At 59.8% G+C, this 15,522-nt stretch carries 13 protein-coding genes; 6 read left to right on the plus strand and 7 right to left on the minus strand.

All coding sequences use genetic code 11. The annotated features are described in order from the left end of the window. The first annotated feature begins 2 nt into the window (after nucleotides 1–2). On the plus strand, nucleotides 3–1,418 hold the full coding sequence (gene phrB, locus IEY47_RS18440; protein WP_188985419.1) for a deoxyribodipyrimidine photo-lyase: 1,416 nt from the start codon (nucleotides 3–5) through the stop codon (nucleotides 1,416–1,418). Between the two features lie 63 nt (nucleotides 1,419–1,481). On the opposite strand, the gene IEY47_RS18445 is transcribed toward phrB, so the two are convergent. Both IEY47_RS18445 and IEY47_RS18450 read right to left on the minus strand, forming a co-directional pair. Beyond that, entirely contained in the window at nucleotides 1,482–2,321 is an 840-nt protein-coding gene (locus tag IEY47_RS18445) for a mechanosensitive ion channel family protein (protein WP_188985421.1), read from the minus strand. Between the two features lie 62 nt (nucleotides 2,322–2,383). Then, nucleotides 2,384–2,863 (minus strand): YajQ family cyclic di-GMP-binding protein, encoded by a 480-nt coding sequence (locus IEY47_RS18450; RefSeq protein WP_188985423.1) that lies wholly within the window; start codon nucleotides 2,861–2,863, stop codon nucleotides 2,384–2,386. A gap of 158 nt (nucleotides 2,864–3,021) precedes the next feature. Here IEY47_RS18450 and IEY47_RS18455 point away from each other — a divergent pair, with 158 nt between their 5' ends. The 4 genes from IEY47_RS18455 to IEY47_RS18470 are packed head-to-tail and all read left to right on the plus strand — an operon-like array spanning nucleotide 3,022 to nucleotide 7,643. Then, nucleotides 3,022–3,981, plus strand: a complete 960-nt coding sequence (locus IEY47_RS18455) for a putative 2-dehydropantoate 2-reductase (protein ID WP_188985425.1) — start codon at nucleotides 3,022–3,024, stop codon at nucleotides 3,979–3,981. 42 nt (nucleotides 3,982–4,023) lie between these two features. Beyond that, complete coding sequence (locus tag IEY47_RS18460) at nucleotides 4,024–6,051, plus strand: sensor histidine kinase (RefSeq protein ID WP_188985427.1); 2,028 nt, start codon at nucleotides 4,024–4,026, stop codon at nucleotides 6,049–6,051. A gap of 3 nt (nucleotides 6,052–6,054) precedes the next feature. After that, nucleotides 6,055–6,633 (plus strand): cob(I)yrinic acid a,c-diamide adenosyltransferase, encoded by a 579-nt coding sequence (locus IEY47_RS18465; RefSeq protein ID WP_188985429.1) that lies wholly within the window; start codon nucleotides 6,055–6,057, stop codon nucleotides 6,631–6,633. Then, a complete protein-coding gene (locus tag IEY47_RS18470; protein ID WP_188985624.1) occupies nucleotides 6,630–7,643 on the plus strand; it encodes an ion transporter in 1,014 nt (337 codons plus the stop codon). Before IEY47_RS18465 ends, IEY47_RS18470 begins: the two co-directional genes overlap by 4 nt. Before the next feature lie 182 nt (nucleotides 7,644–7,825). Here IEY47_RS18470 and IEY47_RS18475 read toward each other — a convergent pair whose 3' ends face one another. The 4 genes from IEY47_RS18475 to secA all read right to left on the minus strand — a co-directional run bounded on the left by IEY47_RS18475 (nucleotide 7,826) and on the right by secA (nucleotide 13,565). Then, the gene (locus tag IEY47_RS18475) at nucleotides 7,826–8,770 is read right to left on the minus strand and encodes a Nudix family hydrolase (protein WP_188985431.1); all 945 of its coding nucleotides are present in this window, start codon (nucleotides 8,768–8,770) and stop codon (nucleotides 7,826–7,828) included. Continuing rightward, the gene (locus IEY47_RS18480) at nucleotides 8,767–9,408 is read right to left on the minus strand and encodes a glutathione S-transferase family protein (protein WP_188985433.1); all 642 of its coding nucleotides are present in this window, start codon (nucleotides 9,406–9,408) and stop codon (nucleotides 8,767–8,769) included. Before IEY47_RS18480 ends, IEY47_RS18475 begins: the two co-directional genes overlap by 4 nt. 110 nt (nucleotides 9,409–9,518) lie before the next feature. Further along, nucleotides 9,519–10,736, minus strand: a complete 1,218-nt coding sequence (gene argJ, locus IEY47_RS18485) for a bifunctional glutamate N-acetyltransferase/amino-acid acetyltransferase ArgJ (protein WP_188985435.1) — start codon at nucleotides 10,734–10,736, stop codon at nucleotides 9,519–9,521. Between the two features lie 90 nt (nucleotides 10,737–10,826). Then, nucleotides 10,827–13,565, minus strand: coding sequence for a preprotein translocase subunit SecA (gene secA, locus IEY47_RS18490; protein WP_188985437.1), 2,739 nt, complete (start codon nucleotides 13,563–13,565; stop codon nucleotides 10,827–10,829). 230 nt (nucleotides 13,566–13,795) lie between these two features. On the opposite strand from secA, the gene IEY47_RS18495 reads away from it, so the two are divergent. After that, nucleotides 13,796–14,248 carry a DciA family protein gene (locus tag IEY47_RS18495; RefSeq protein WP_188985438.1) on the plus strand — a complete coding sequence of 151 codons (453 nt, stop codon included), beginning with the start codon at nucleotides 13,796–13,798 and terminating at the stop codon, nucleotides 14,246–14,248. A gap of 361 nt (nucleotides 14,249–14,609) precedes the next feature. On the opposite strand, the gene lpxC is transcribed toward IEY47_RS18495, so the two are convergent. Beyond that, nucleotides 14,610–15,521 carry a UDP-3-O-acyl-N-acetylglucosamine deacetylase gene (gene lpxC, locus IEY47_RS18500; RefSeq protein WP_188985440.1) on the minus strand — a complete coding sequence of 304 codons (912 nt, stop codon included), beginning with the start codon at nucleotides 15,519–15,521 and terminating at the stop codon, nucleotides 14,610–14,612. Nucleotide 15,522: the final 1 nt, after the last annotated feature.

Here is a 15,522-nt window from a genome sequence, read left to right on the forward strand (position 1 = left end):
CCATGCACCAGCTGATCTGGTTCCGCACTGACCTGCGGGTCCATGACAATCACGCCCTGGCTTCCGCGATGGCGGGTGGGCCGACCCTCGCGCTGTACGTGATAACGCCGGGGCAGTGGCATGAACATGACGATGCAGCCTGCAAGGTCGATTTCTGGCTGCGCAATCTTGCTGCTCTGCGGCAGTCGCTAGAGGCGATGAACGTCCCACTGTTGATTCGCCATACGGACAAATGGGATGCCGTACCGGCGGAGTTGGAAAAACTATGCAGGCAACACGCAGTAGGCACGCTGCACTTCAATGATGAATACGGCGTCAATGAATCGAGACGAGACGACGCCGTCGAACAACGGCTGGAAAAAGCGGGTGTGAACGTACGCCGTCATGTCGATCAACTGTTCTTCCGCCCAGGAACGGTGCTGACGCAAAGCGGCGGCTACTTTAAGGTCTTCAGTCAGTTCCGCAAGGTCTGTCACGAACGGCTGCACACCGCCATGCCGACCATCGTCGCCAAGCCGCGCAAACAGACGCCCGTCGATATCCGCTCGGATGCGATTCCGAAGCACATCGAAGGATTCGATGCCCCCGGCAAGACCATTCGCGACCACTGGCCGGCGGGCGAGGACGCCGCTCGAAAATTGCTCAAGACATTCGTCGATGAACAGATGGAGGATTACGAACAAGGCCGGGACATACCGTCGCGCCCAGGGACCAGTCGCATGTCCGCGTACTTGGCTGCCGGCGTGATCTCGCCCCGCCAGTGCCTGCATGCGGCATTGGGCAGCAATCAAGGGGAATTCGACAGCGGCCAGGCCGGTACGACGACCTGGATCAATGAACTGCTATGGCGCGAGTTCTACAAGCACATCCTGGTGGGGTACCCGCGTGTTTCCATGGGCCGAGCATTCAGACCTGACACGGAACGGCTGCGCTGGGAGCACAACCCCGAACACTTGGCCGCCTGGCAGAAAGGTCGCACCGGCATCCCTATCATCGATGCAGCCATGCGCCAGCTCAAAACCTTGGGCTGGATGCATAACCGTTTGCGCATGCTCACCGCGATGTTCCTCAGCAAGAATTTGCTGATCGACTGGCGCGAGGGCGAGCGCTGGTTCATGCAGCACCTGATCGACGGCGACTTTTCGGCCAACAACGGCGGCTGGCAGTGGAGCGCGTCGACCGGCACCGACTCCGTGCCCTATTTCCGCATTTTCAATCCTGTGAGCCAGTCACAACGGTTCGACCCCAAGGGGACGTTCATTCGCGAATGGGTACCGGAATTGAAGGACCTGGATGCGAAGCGCATCCACGACGGTTTAGGCCAGAAGGACTTGTTCGAAGCCGGGGACTACCCCGCGCCTATCGTTGACCTGAAAGAAACGCGACAGCGGGCGTTGGCTGCATTCAGGGACCTGTAGGAGGTTGCGGGGGCTTGAAGAAAAAAAGGTGGGCCTAGGCCCACCTTTTCTTTATTTCCAGACTTACTTGGCGTCTGACTTCTGCACCAGGTGCACCGTACGCTGCGGATACGGAATCTCGATCCCGGCCTCGGTCAAACGCTCCTTGGCCAATTCGAGGAAATCGAAGGTAACGGGCCACAGATCACCCGTGGCGGTCCAGAAGCGAAACGCAAGATTCACGGCGTTATCGCCCAGAGCCGTAACGACAACCATAGGCTCAGCAGGCTCTTTCAGTACGCGTGGGTCCTTGGCGATGTCCAGCAGGACTTCCCGTGCTTTCTTGATATCGCTGTCGTAGCCAATCCCGATCGCAAGTTCACCGCGGCGGAAAGGCTCGCGGTTGTAATTGATCACCGTGCCGTTGGAGAGGCTTCCATTCGGCATCATGATGATCTTGGCGTCGCCACTCTTGATGGTCGTGTGAAAGATGTGGATCGACATGACCGTGCCGGAAATGCCTTGTGCCTCGATCCAATCGCCCTGCCGGAAGGGCTTGAACAGCAGGATCAATACACCACCCGCAAAGTTCGACAGGCTGCCTTGAAGGGCGAGACCCACTGCCAGACCTGCAGCACCGATTGCTGCAATGAACGAGGTCGTTTCGACACCGATCATCGACGCGACGCTGATCGCCAGCATGATCTTCAGCGCGACCCCGACGATGGCCGATGCAAAGCCGATGAGGGTCTGGTCAATCGCGCGTCCGCGCAGCAGCCCGGTGATCTTGCCCATGAGCTTGTTGATCAGCCACCAGCCGATCATCAGCGTGATGATTGCCAATGTCAGCTGACCGGCATAGTGCAATATCACCGGCAACCACGCTTCGGACGTCCGGATGATCTCGTCGTAATTAAAGTCCATTCATTCTCTCCACAGGTAAAACGTAAAACATGTCAGGCAGCCGGCGGCACCGGCGTGCTGTCTCAATCGCGGAAGTTATTGAACTGCAGCGGCATGCCTTGCTCTTTGCTGCGCAGCAGGGCAATCGCCTCCTGCAGGTCATCACGCTTCTTGCCAGTCACACGCACTTGTTCGCCCTGGATGGCGGCCTGCACCTTGAGCTTCCCTTCCTTGATCTGCGCGACGATCTTCTTCGCCAGCTCCTTGTCGATACCCTCACGCAGCTCGACGTCCTGCTTGACGACCTTGCCGGACGGATACGGGTCCTTGAGCTCCATGCACTGAATGTCGATCTTGCGCTTGATCAGGTTGCTGCGAATGATGTCCAGCATCTGCTCCAGCATGAAGTCGGCCTCGGCGGTCAGCGTGAGCGTCTTTTCCTTGTGCTCGATGCTGCATTTGCCCTTCAGGTCGAAGCGACGGTCGAGCTCCTTGATGGCATTGTCCACGGCATTGGTGACTTCGTGTTTGTCCAGCTCGGACACTACGTCGAACGAGGGCATTGGATCCTCCGGGATAAGCGATGAGAAGGCCATACGGCGATGGCACAGAGATTATTGAGTCACGCGGTCGGCCATCGGTTCGCACCTAGTGCAACGGAGGTGCGAGAGCCTGGCGTCCGCCTTGACGCTGCGAATGGTCGGTCATTATAACGAAGCGTATGAATACTGCGCCCGCCTCACCACCATCCCCACCTGCTTCCCAATCCATCTGGTACGTGCTTGGCGCGGGTAGTCTCGGCGGGCTATGGGCCGCTCGGCTGTATGGCGCCGGGCTACCGGTGTGCTTGATTCTGCGCGATCAGGTGCGGCTGGCCGCTTATCAGGAAGCGAGTGGTCTCAGCCTCACGAGCGCCGAGCGCGCCGTCAGCCTGCCCATACCCGCGTGCACGCTCGCCGACGCGCCACCGATACGCCGCCTGCTGCTTGCCTGCAAAGCCTACGACGCGGTACCTGCCGCTCTAGACTTGAAGCCATACGTTCAGACAGGTGCGGACGTCCTGCTATTGCAGAATGGTCTAGGCAGCCAGCATGCGGTGGCAAGTGTCCTGGACCACGCGCATTGCCTGGCCGTCTCCAGCACCGAGGGCGCGTTTCGTCGTTCTGCGTTTCACATCCAGGCTGCAGGTGCAGGCCAGAATTGGATAGGGGCGTTGACTCACCACGAATCTCCCCCGTCATGGCTCGAAGAGCTCGATGCTGCCAACATTCCGAACGCCTGGACGGACGACATCGCCACACGCCTATGGCGCAAGCTCGCGCTCAATTGCGCCATCAACCCGCTCACCGTACTGCACGATTGCACGAACGGACAGTTGGCGACCTCTACCGATGAGCTCGAGCCGGTGTGCGCCGAACTAAGCGTCCTTCTGAACGCCAATGGTGTGCCAGGAACGCCTGAAGACTTACTTGCTGAAACCCAACGCGTCATCACCGCCACTGCACATAACCTTAGTTCGATGCTGCAAGACGTCCGGGCAGCGCGGCGTACCGAGATCGCCTATCTGCTCGGCTATGCCTGCACGGATGCTCAACGGCGACACCTCGCGCTGCCAGCACTGCAGAATCTTCATGAGCGTTTGCGCCACCACCTCGCCGTACGCGGATTGCCCGTGGACTGACGGGCACGTTAACCTGCGCCTCCGTCTGTACCGGTAGCCCTCATGCCACTGCGCCAGCACCTCGAAAACCTGCCCGTCGGCCAAAAGCTGCTCGCGGCCATGCTGGTATTACTGGCGGCCGTACTGCTGGTGGCGAATTTCACGTTTATCAGTGCTGCCTATTGGATCTCTCAGGAGAGCGTTGCCCCGCAAGCCTTGCAGACACTGGGCCGCCTGATCGCGACGCCACCGCTCAGCAGCCAGGCGCTCGCCTCAAAGGAGCAGGCCGATGCCCTGCTTGAGCGCCTCGAGGGCTACACCCCATTACGCGCCGCCGCCATTTATGACGACCAGGGCATGATGCTGGCGCAACTGCAGAAAGGCGAAAAGCTCAGCGTCCCCGAGGAGATGGTGTTTCTGGAGCGCTGGCGACTGCGAGAGTTTCGGACCAGCCAGTTGATCGAATTGAGCGGGCCGGATGGGTTGGTCAGGGGGCATTTGCTGCTGGTGGCGTCCAGCGAATTGCCGAGTGCGTTCTATACCGGAACCTTAACGGCAAGTTTGGTCATCCTCGCGTTCAGCGTCCTGTTCTGGCTGCTCATTGCCCGGCAGATTCGCCGCCTGGTGACACGGCCGATTCGCCGGCTGGAAGAACTATCCCGGCAGGTCACGCGTGAAGAGAATTACGCTTTGCGGGCGAGGCGTGGCAATCGCGATGAAATCGGTACGCTGGCCGACGCCTTCAACACGATGCTCATGCGCATCGAGGCCCGGGAGCAGCAGCTCAAGCGCGCCCGAGATGATGCGCAGAATGCGCTGGATCAAGCGCACAACCTCACCGAAGAAACCAACCGGAGTAATCGCAAGCTCGAGCTTGAAGTGCAGGTGCGTAGCAAGATCGAGAAGAAGCTGACCGGCTTTCAGAACTACTTGAACAGCATCATCGACTCAATGCCGTCTGCGCTGATCGCCTTGGATGACGAGCTCTACGTCACGCAATGGAATAAAGAGGCGAGCTCGCTTTCCGGCACGTCCATGGACGACGCGCTCAGCCAACCGATCTTCCTAGCCTTCCCGCACCTCAAGCCCTACCTCGCGCACCTACGCAAAGCGGCGGAAAACCAGCAGGTGCAGGTCATCGAACGGGTGTCCTGGCTGCACGACAGCGAGGTGCACCACTATGCGCTGACGTTCTTCCCGCTGATGGGCAGCATCGGTCGCGGCATCGTGATTCGTATCGATGACATCACCCAGCGGCTGGCCCTCGAAGAGGTCATGGTGCAGTCCGAGAAGATGCTGTCGGTTGGCAGCCTGGCGGCGGGTATGGCGCATGAGATCAACAACCCACTTGGTGCGATTCTGCATAACGTCCAGAACATTCGTCGCCGACTGTCCACGGACCTGGCGAAAAACACCGAGCAAGCCGCCGAGGTGGGTGTCCCACTGGAGCAGGTGAACGCCTATCTCGAAATTCGCGAAGTACCTCGCTTGCTCGAAGGCATACACAGTGCAGGCCAGCGCGCGGCGAAAATCGTCACGCACATGCTCGCCTTCAGCCGCCGCAGCAATCGCACGATGAATGAATGCCTCTTGCCCAATCTCATCGATCAGGCCCTGGAGATCGCCGGCAACGATTTCGATCTGGCGGACGGTTTCGACTTCAAGGGCATGCACATCGAGCGGCAATTCGACGACCGCCTTGGCCCCATTCACGCCATTCCCAATGAGATCGAGCAGGTCCTGCTAAACCTGCTGAAGAATGCCGCCCAGGCGATCCACCTGCGTAACGATGAAGAAGAAGGCGAACAGGGCCATATTCTAATCCGTACGCGCTTGAGCCCGCCGTGGGCGGAAATCCAGATTTCCGACAACGGCATTGGCATGCCAGACGATGTTCGCAAGCGTATCTTCGAGCCCTTTTTCACCACCAAAGAGGTGGGCCAGGGCACCGGGCTTGGCTTGTCGGTGTCGTATTTCATCATCACCAACAATCACAAGGGGCAGATGGAAGTGCAATCCAAGCCCGGCCAGGGCACCTGCTTCACCCTGCGCCTGCCCCTGATGACCGCGGATACCACGCCGGAGTCGTAACTAATGGGCAATCGACTGTCGAAGATCTACACCCGCACCGGCGACGCAGGCCAGACCGGGCTTGCCGATGGGCAGCGCGTGGCGAAGGACCATCCGCGCATCGAAGCGATCGGCGAGGTGGACACCTTGAACAGCGCCCTCGGTGTGCTGCTGGCAGAGCTAGACGCGCAGCGATCCGCTTACCCTGGCCTCCAGGCGATCATCGATGCCCTGGCTCCTTGCCAACACCGCCTGTTCGACGTGGGGGGAGAACTGGCCATGCCGGACTACGCGGCGTTGCAGGGGCCGGAAATCGGCCGGCTGGAAGTGCTCATTGATCACTGGAACGACGAATTGGGCCCGCTCGAAAACTTCATCCTGCCGGCCGGATCGCGCGCAATCGCCCAGGCGCATCTTTGCCGCAGCGTCGCGCGTACCGCAGAACGGCGCTGCCAGACACTCCATCGTGACGAGCCGCTGCGGGCCGAACTCTTGGCGTACCTCAATCGCTTGTCCGATTTGTTGTTCGTGGGCGCCCGGCTGATCGCTCGCCGGCAGAGTATCGAGGAAACCTTGTGGCAAGCAGCGCCTCGCCCCGCATGAACCGCAGGACGCAGAATCCACGCGACGGGCTGCACGCCGTCTGGGAAGGCTTCATCGTCCTGCTCGTCTGCGTGAACCTCGCGTTGATTTTGTTCGACACCCTCTTCGCGCTCGGCCCCATAGGCGATCTAGTCAAAGTCATTTCTCCGACGTTCCACGCGTTCTATGCCGAGCGGGTGCACTCGAACTTCATTCTGATCGACTTGGCGTTCGTCGCCATATTCGTCTTAGACGTGTTGATCGGCTGGACCCTCGCCATCGCCGAGCGGCGCTATAGCCGCTGGTATCACTATCCGTTCGTGCATTGGTACGACGTCCTGGGGTGCATCCCACTGGGCGGATTCCGCATCCTGCGTGCGCTGCGCGTAGTGAGCCTTTTGATCCGCTTGCAGCGTCTTGGTCTCATAGATGTACGCAACTGGGCGATTTATCAATTTGTGGATCGCTACTGGCAACTGCTGCTGGAGGAGCTGTCCGATCGTGTGATGATCAAGCTGTTCTCACGCATGCAGCAGGAAATCGGCAGCAGCGACGACCTGGCACGTCGCCTCGTGAACGGTGTAATTCGCCCGCGCAAGGAACGCGTACTGAAGGATCTGGATCGACGGTTGAGCGCGATGGTGACGCAGGGATACCTCGGCAATCGTCCCGCCATCGAGCGCTATGTCGGCGACCTGATTCACCAAGCGCTCGCGGACAACGCCGAGCTACGCAACCTGCGTCGGCTTCCCCTTGGCGGCAAGGTCGCCGATACGCTCGACGCCGCACTGTCGGACATCATCGTAAAACTCGTGCACAGCGGCGTCAGTGGTATTCAAGGCGAACAATTCAGGGGGCTGGCCAACCGGCTAACCGATGAGTTCTTCGAGGCCTGGCTTTACCAAGACGACGATACCGACCTCGCGTTGGAAGCGCTGCTGGTGGACATCATCGAAGTGCTCAAACAGCAGGTCCTCGACCGGCGGTGGTCGACGTTCGTCGGGCCACCTGCGCCGGTGCATCTGGGTTAAGGCCTGTTAACACTACTTAAGCTAGCGCATCCCCCGGACGGCACGCCTGCACTGCTCGATCAACCGCATCCGCGCGCCGCTTTCAAACACACACTAAACACCTGTAAGGGCGGCGACGTGGCGGCCGTCCGCTTCAGTCGCCTAGCGATCGCAAGCAGGACATCGGACAAAACAGTCGACCGTTACGGGTCCGGCCAAAGCGCCCGAATCGCCGCGATCCCCTGCCCTCCTGCGGACCAAGCCCTTTGCACATCGTCCGCTGCCATCCCTCCGAGAAGATAGACCGGTGCATTGAATCCACGGATGAGCTCTGCGGCCTTTTCCCACCCCAAAGGCGCGGCATCGGGATGGGTCTGTGTCAGCTGTACCGGTGACAAAGTCACGAAATCCGCGCCGATCCGGATCGCCAGTTCAAGCTCCTCCGCCGTGTGGCAAGACGCGGCCAGCCAACGATCCGGCGGAAAGGGACGGCCCTTATCCGCGTACTTGCGCAATTGTTCTGCGGTGAGGTGCCAGCCCGCAGCAGGAAAGTCGCCAAGCCATTCCAGCGGCCCCTTAAGCATCAGCTGCGCTTTTCCCGCACACAACCCCTGAATATCGTTCGCCAGATCTCGGTACTGTGGATCGAACATGTTGGGCGCGCGTAGCTGGATCAGCTGGATACCGCCCGTGATCGCCCGGTGAATACCGTTGAGAAGATCACGCGGCTCCAGATCGTCAGGCGTAACCAAATAGCGATCTGGCAGGCGCGCAGCCGATACGATCGGCCCGTTCGCCGCCGGGAAGTCGTATTCCACCAGCTGCTTCGGCATCACCCAGGCCAGCGGCTGCCCTTCGAGGCCTTCGGGCTCTCCGGTGAAGGCGTCCACTGCCCAGACATCCAGCAATACTTGCTTATCCGGATAGTCATGTTGAATCTGAATCAGCGGACGCGCATCGGTCACCTGGATCGAGAGCTCTTCTGCCAGCTCTCGCGCCAGCGCGTCGCGAACCGCCTCGCCCTCTTCGACCTTCCCACCCGGAAACTCCCAAAGGCCACCCTGATGCCGATCCAACGACCGCTTGGCGATCAGAACATGGCCATCGGCTCGGCGTATAACCGCAGCGGCGACATGGATACGTTTCATGCTTCGATAACCTCTTTCTCTACCAAGGCGGCATCACGCCATTCGACGAACGCCGGCCATTCGCGGATCGTTTGAACGTAGGCACGTGCAGGGTCCGGCAACTCGACCCGATAACTCAGCAAACGACTGGCGACCGGCGCATAGAAGGCGTCCGCTGCGCTTGGCATTCCAAACAAAAACGGACCGTCTCCACCGAAGCGGTCCAGGCATTCACGCCATAACGTGCAGATGCGCTCGATATCAGCTTGCACCGACGGTTCCAAGGAGACCGGGGCGGCGTCGCGCCGCATATCCATTGGCAACGCCGAGCGCAACGCGGCAAAACCGCTGTGCATTTCCGCGCACATGGCGCGCGCGAATGCCCGCGCCGCCACATCCTCGGGCCATAATTTCGCGTCCGGATGAGTATCGGCCAGATACTCGACGATCGCGAGCGAGTCCCAAATGACGCCGTGAGGTGAGCGCAAGGCCGGCACTTTACCCGTAGGCGATGCCTGAAGGAGTCGGGCCCGGCTATCGGCCTGGTAGAGCGGGATGCGAAGCGTCTCGCAAGCGGCGCCTGAGAGTTTCATGGCGAGCCAGGCGCGCAGCGACCAGGACGAGTAGTTGCGGTTTCCGATGCAAAGTACGAGCGACATAGGCCAAACCTCCTGTTCTCCGTGTCCGCGGTATCCTCGAACAGGACTCGACTATTGGCAATTCCACGTGCTCATGTGCGTATGAGCGCGCGGAATCGCATCAGGCGGTATCAGGTACGGTACTCGGCGTTGATCTTCACGTACTCGTGAGAGAGATCCGTCGTCCAGATCGTTTCGCTGCATTGCCCGCGGCCCAGCTCGATCCGAATGCTGATCTCATCCTGCGCCATGACGGCCGCACCCTGCGCTTCGGTATAACTCGCGGAGCGGCCACCCTTGCTGGCGATACACACGTCGCCGAGGTACACATCGATCTTCGACACATCCAGGTCAGGCACACCGGCGCGGCCGACTGCGGCCAAGATGCGCCCCCAGTTTGGATCGGATGCGAACAATGCGGTCTTGATCAGTGGCGAATGGGCCACGGCATAGCCAACGTCCAGGCATTCCTGGTAGCGGCCGCCGCCATTGACTTCGACCGTGACGAACTTGGTCGCACCCTCACCGTCGCGAACGATGGCCTGGGCCAGTTCCATTGAGACGTCGAGCACCGCTTCCCGGAGCTTGGTGAACAATTCACCGCCGGCCTGATCGATGACTGGCAACTCAGCCTGGCCGGTCGCCACGAGCATGCAGCAATCGTTGGTCGAGGTATCGCCATCAATGGTGATGCGATTGAAGGACTTGTTCGCTGCGTCACCCATGAGGTCTTGCAGCACCTTTGGATCGACCTTGGCGTCAGTCGCAATGTAGCCCAGCATGGTGGCCATGTTCGGCCGGATCATCCCCGCCCCTTTACTAATGCCGGTGACCGTAACCGTCACGCCGTCATGGTCAAACTGACGGCTTGCGCCTTTGGGCAGCGTGTCCGTGGTCATGATGCCACTGGCCGCCGCGGCCCAATTGTCGAGCTTCAGGTCCGCCAGCGCGTCCGGCAACGCTGCCTCGATTTTCTCGACAGGCAGCGGTTCACCAATTACACCCGTCGAGAACGGCAAAACCGACGTTTCGGCGATTCCCGCCAGTTCTGCCAGCTTCGCGCAGGTGCGCACCGCTGCAGCTAGACCGGGTTCGCCCGTTCCAGCATTGGCATTCCCGGTGTTGGTCAGTAGATAACGCACCCCTTGGTGCACACGCTGCCGGGAGATGATGACCGGCGCCGCGCAGAATGCATTCAGCGTGAACACCCCCGCCACGGCCGAGCCTTCGGCACAGCGCATGACGACGATATCCTTGCGCCCAGGACGCTTGATCCCTGCGGAGGCGATACCAAGCTCAAAACCAGGAACAGGGTGTAGCGTAGGCAACGGACCAAGACCAACAGCCATCAGAAAACTCCTCGTGCAATTAGCGAAAACGCCGCGACGGTCACCCGTCGCGGCGTATTAACAATCGGACATTCAAAGCGTGCCAGCGGGTTACTGGACCTGCCCGTGACAATGCTTGTACTTCTTCCCGGAACCGCACGGGCAAAGCTCGTTGCGACCGATCTTCTGCTCCGTGCGAACAGGCGCGGACGCCACCGCGACGTTGTCCTCCGCCTCAGGCGTCGCCTCGGCCTGTTCGATGGAGGGCACACTTTCGTGCTTGAACTGCATCCGTTCAGCCAGTTCCTCGGCTTCGCGGCGCATGCGCGCCTCTTCCTCGGCAGGATCTTCCCGACGCACTTGGACATGCGAAAGCACCCGAATGGAATCGCGTTTGATCGAATCCAGCAATTCCTGGAACAGCGTAAACGACTCGCGCTTGTACTCCTGCTTCGGGTTCTTCTGCGCATAGCCACGCAGGTGGATCCCGTGGCGCAGGTGATCCATGGTGGACAGGTGATCCTTCCAGAGATCGTCGAGTACCCGCAGCACCATTTGCTTCTCGAACGAACGCAGTGCCTCGGCGCCAGCCTGGGTTTCCTTCTCGTCGTACGCGGCGATGAGCTGCTCGCTGATCTTCTCGCGCAGGGTTTCTTCGAACAGCTTGTCGTCCTCGTCCAGCCACTGCTGGATTGGCAACTTTAAGCCGAAGTCGCTGTAAAGCACCGCTTCGAGGCCTGCCACATCCCACTGCTCGGGCATGGACTGTGGGGGGATGTGTTGGTCGACCGCAGCCTTCAACACTTCTTCACGGAAGTCCTTGATGGTGTCGCCGATGTTATCGGCGGCCAGCAGGGTGTTACGCATGTGGTAAATAACTTTCCGCTGCTCGTTCGCAACGTCGTCGAACTCCAGCAATTGCTTACGGATGTCGAAGTTGCGTCCCTCGACCTTGCGTTGGGCTTTCTCAATCGCGTTGGTGACCATGCGATGCTCGATGGCCTCGCCGGACTGCATGCCCAACGCCTTCATGAAGTTCTTCACGCGGTCAGACGCGAAGATTCGCATCAAGCTGTCTTCGAGGGACAGGTAGAAACGGCTGGAACCCGGGTCGCCCTGACGGCCTGCACGACCGCGCAACTGGTTGTCGATACGGCGAGATTCGTGGCGCTCCGAGGCGATCACGTGCAGGCCACCCGACTCGATTACCTGCTGGTGACGTTTCTGCCACTGCGATTTGATCTCGGCGATCTGCTCATCCGTCGGAGATTCGATTGCGGCGACTTCCACCTCCCAATTACCACCGAGAAGGATGTCGGTTCCGCGACCGGCCATGTTGGTCGCCAGCGTCACTGCACCTGGCCGGCCAGCCTGAGCGATGATCTCGGCTTCTTTCTCGTGATACTTGGCGTTCAGTACCTTGTGCTCGATGCCGGCTTTGTCCAGCAACTGCGATACGTACTCCGACGTTTCGATGGAGGCCGTGCCGACCAGAATCGGACGCCCTTGCGCCTGGCAGTCCTTCACGTCAGCGATGATGGCCTGGTACTTCTCTTCCTGGGTCAGATAGACCAGATCGTTGAAGTCCTTCCGCGCCACCGGACGATGAGTCGGGATGACCACCACATCCAGGCTGTAGATCGAGTGAAACTCGAACGCTTCTGTGTCGGCCGTACCGGTCATGCCGGCAAGCTTGCTATAGAGACGGAAATAGTTCTGGAACGTGGTGGACGCAAGCGTCTGGCTTTCCGGCTGGATCGGAACGCCTTCCTTCGCTTCGATCGCCTGATGCAGGCCTTCGGAGAGGCGACGGCCCTGCATTGTACGGCCCGTATGTTCGTCGATGAGGATGACCTGGCCATCCTGCACGATGTACTCGACGTTGCGATGGAACAGCTTATGCGCGCGCAAACCGGCGTAGACGTGCGTCAGCAAACCGAGGTTGTGCGACGAGTACAGGCTCTCACCTTCAGCGAGCAAGCCCATCTGAGTGAGGATGTCTTCGATGTACTGGTGGCCCGATTCGGTGAGTTCCACCTGGCGGGTCTTCTCGTCGAGCGAGTAGTGACCTTCCTTGCCCTCGACGCCCTCTTCGGCTTCGACCTGCAACTGCAGGCGCGGAATGATCTGGTTGATCTGCATGTACAGCTTCGAGCTGTCTTCGGCTTGCCCGGAAATGATCAACGGCGTACGCGCCTCGTCAATCAGGATCGAGTCGACTTCGTCGACGACCGCGAAATTGAGCTCACGCTGAAATTTGTCTTCGATGCTGAACGCCATGTTGTCGCGCAGGTAATCGAAACCAAATTCGTTGTTCGTACCGTAGGTAATGTCGGACGCGTAGGCAGCACGCTTTTCGGCCGGCGCCTGGAACGGCATGACGATGCCAACCGACAAACCGAGGAATTCGTACAGCGGACGCATCCAGTTCGCGTCACGACGCGCCAGGTAGTCATTCACCGTGACGACATGCACGCCTTTACCCGATAGCGCATTGAGGTAGACCGCCAACGTACCCACCAGCGTCTTACCTTCACCGGTACGCATCTCGGCGATCTTGCCTTCGTGAAGCGCCATACCGCCGATCAGCTGGACATCGAAGTGACGCATGCCCATGACCCGCTTGCCCGCTTCACGCGCGACGGCAAACGCTTCCGGCAACAACTTGTCGAGTGTTTCGCCCTTCGCTACACGAGCCTTGAACTCTTCGGTCTTGGCGCGCAGCTGGTCATCGCTGAGCGCGACCATTTGCTCTTCCAGCGCGTTCACGGCTTGCACCGCTCGGGTCATCCGCTTGACCTCGCGCTCGTTCTTGCTTCCAAAGAGTTTTTTCAACAAAGGCGCAAACATAAGGGCAGTTACTTCCACTCGAAATGGATTGAGGACGACCGTACTTGGCGTCCCTGCGACCTGGTGGCCGCATGCGAAAGGGGAACATTCTACTCGGAAACGCCAAGGATAAAAGCCAAGACCGGCCATGGCAGGGTGACAACCTGCCATCACCGCTGCCGCGCCCCGTTTCATCAGGCGAATGGCACGATCTGCTACCATCGCCTGCGCAATCACCGTAGGTGGCCCCGATGACCTCACGCACCACTCCAGCCCAGACGCCGACGGCGCTACTTCGCGAGAAGAAACCGCTGCGTGCACTGGTGGACCAGGCCGGCAGGCTCGACCTTTTGCAACGTTTAGTGGAAGACCAACTTCAGCCGGCGGCACGCGAGCACTGCAAGGCCGCGGCCTACCGCGAGGGTTGTCTTCTGCTGGTCATCAGCGACGGCCATTGGGCGACTCGCCTGCGCTATCAGCAACGCCGTCTGTTACGGCAGTTGCAGCTGAACGAAGCGTTCACGGGCCTGGAGCGCATTGTGTTCAAGGTACAACCTGTTGCGCCGGTCGCAGCAGGTCTTGCGCCACCAGAGAAACTCTCGACAAACGCGGCAGACGCGCTGCGCTCTGCCGCGTCCGGCATTGAAAACCCCGCCCTGCGCTCTGCCCTTGAGCGCCTCGCCCGGCATACGCGACGGCCTTGAGGTGTCGGCGGTGTCTTGTGGCCCCCCTTCGCTGATAGCCGCTACGCTGCCGCGCATCTCCCTGACTTTGTAGGAGCGGCCTCGGCCGCGAATGCGGTGGTGAGCTCAAGAGACTTGGCGAGTCATTCACCGTTGTCGCGGCTGAAGCGGATCGCCGCCCGGCCGCCCTACAGGAAATGAGTGGCACTCCCTGAGCCTGGTAACAGCACGCTTTATTGTAGGAGCGACCTTGGTCGCAAATGCAAAATCAGGCCAGAGCACCCCGCCGCCCTACAGGTAACGGCGACACCCGAGCGCGAATATTAATGACTGACCATAAAAAAAGCCGCCCATAAGGGCGGCTTCAAGGAGAGGTTTTAATTCATGCGTGAGCAGCGGGCTGCATGTACGAGATCGGAGCGGTCGCAGCATCTTCGAAGGTGACGACTTCGTAGGCATCCGGTTCTGCGATCAGTGCACGTAGCAGGCGATTGTTGAGACCGTGGCCCGATTTGTAGCCTTGGTACTCGCCAATCAAACTATTACCCAGCAGATACAGGTCGCCGATGGCGTCCAATATCTTGTGCCGTACGAATTCGTCCTCATAACGCAGGCCGTCTTCGTTCAGCACGCCGTCTTCCGCAACGACGATGGCATTATCGACGCTGCCGCCAAGTGCCAGGTTGTTGGAGCGCATGTAATCCAAGTCACGCATGAACCCGAAGGTCCGCGCACGACTGACTTCTTTCACGAACGAGGTACTGGAGAAATCCACACTCGCGGTCTTGGTACGGTTGTGAAACACCGGATGGTCGAACTCGATCTCGAACCCTACCTTGAAGCCTTCGAACGGTAGGAACGTGGCGCTCTTGTCCCCGTCCGTCACTTTGACTTCGCGCTTAATTCGGATGAATTTCTTCGGTGCATCCTGCTCCTCGAGCCCAGCGGACTGGATGAGGAAAACAAAAGGACCTGCACTTCCGTCCATGATCGGCACTTCGGACGCGGACAGTTCGACGTAGGCGTTATCGATGCCCAGTCCAGCCATCGCCGAAAGCAGATGCTCGACCGTATCGACGCGTACATCACCCTTGATCAGGGTCGTCGACATGGTGGTCGCTCCAACATTCTCGGCGTACGCCTGAATCTCGACCGGTGGGTCGAGATCGGCGCGGCAGAACTTGATACCGCTGTCTATCGGCGCCGGTTTCAGGGTGAGATAGACCTTCTGCCCTGAGTGCAAACCGATACCGGTAGCGCGGATGGTGTTCTTTAAAGTGCGTTGTTTGATCATG

Source organism: Pseudomonas matsuisoli, from assembly GCF_014647635.1.
Taxonomy (GTDB): domain Bacteria; phylum Pseudomonadota; class Gammaproteobacteria; order Pseudomonadales; family Pseudomonadaceae; genus Pseudomonas_P; species Pseudomonas_P matsuisoli.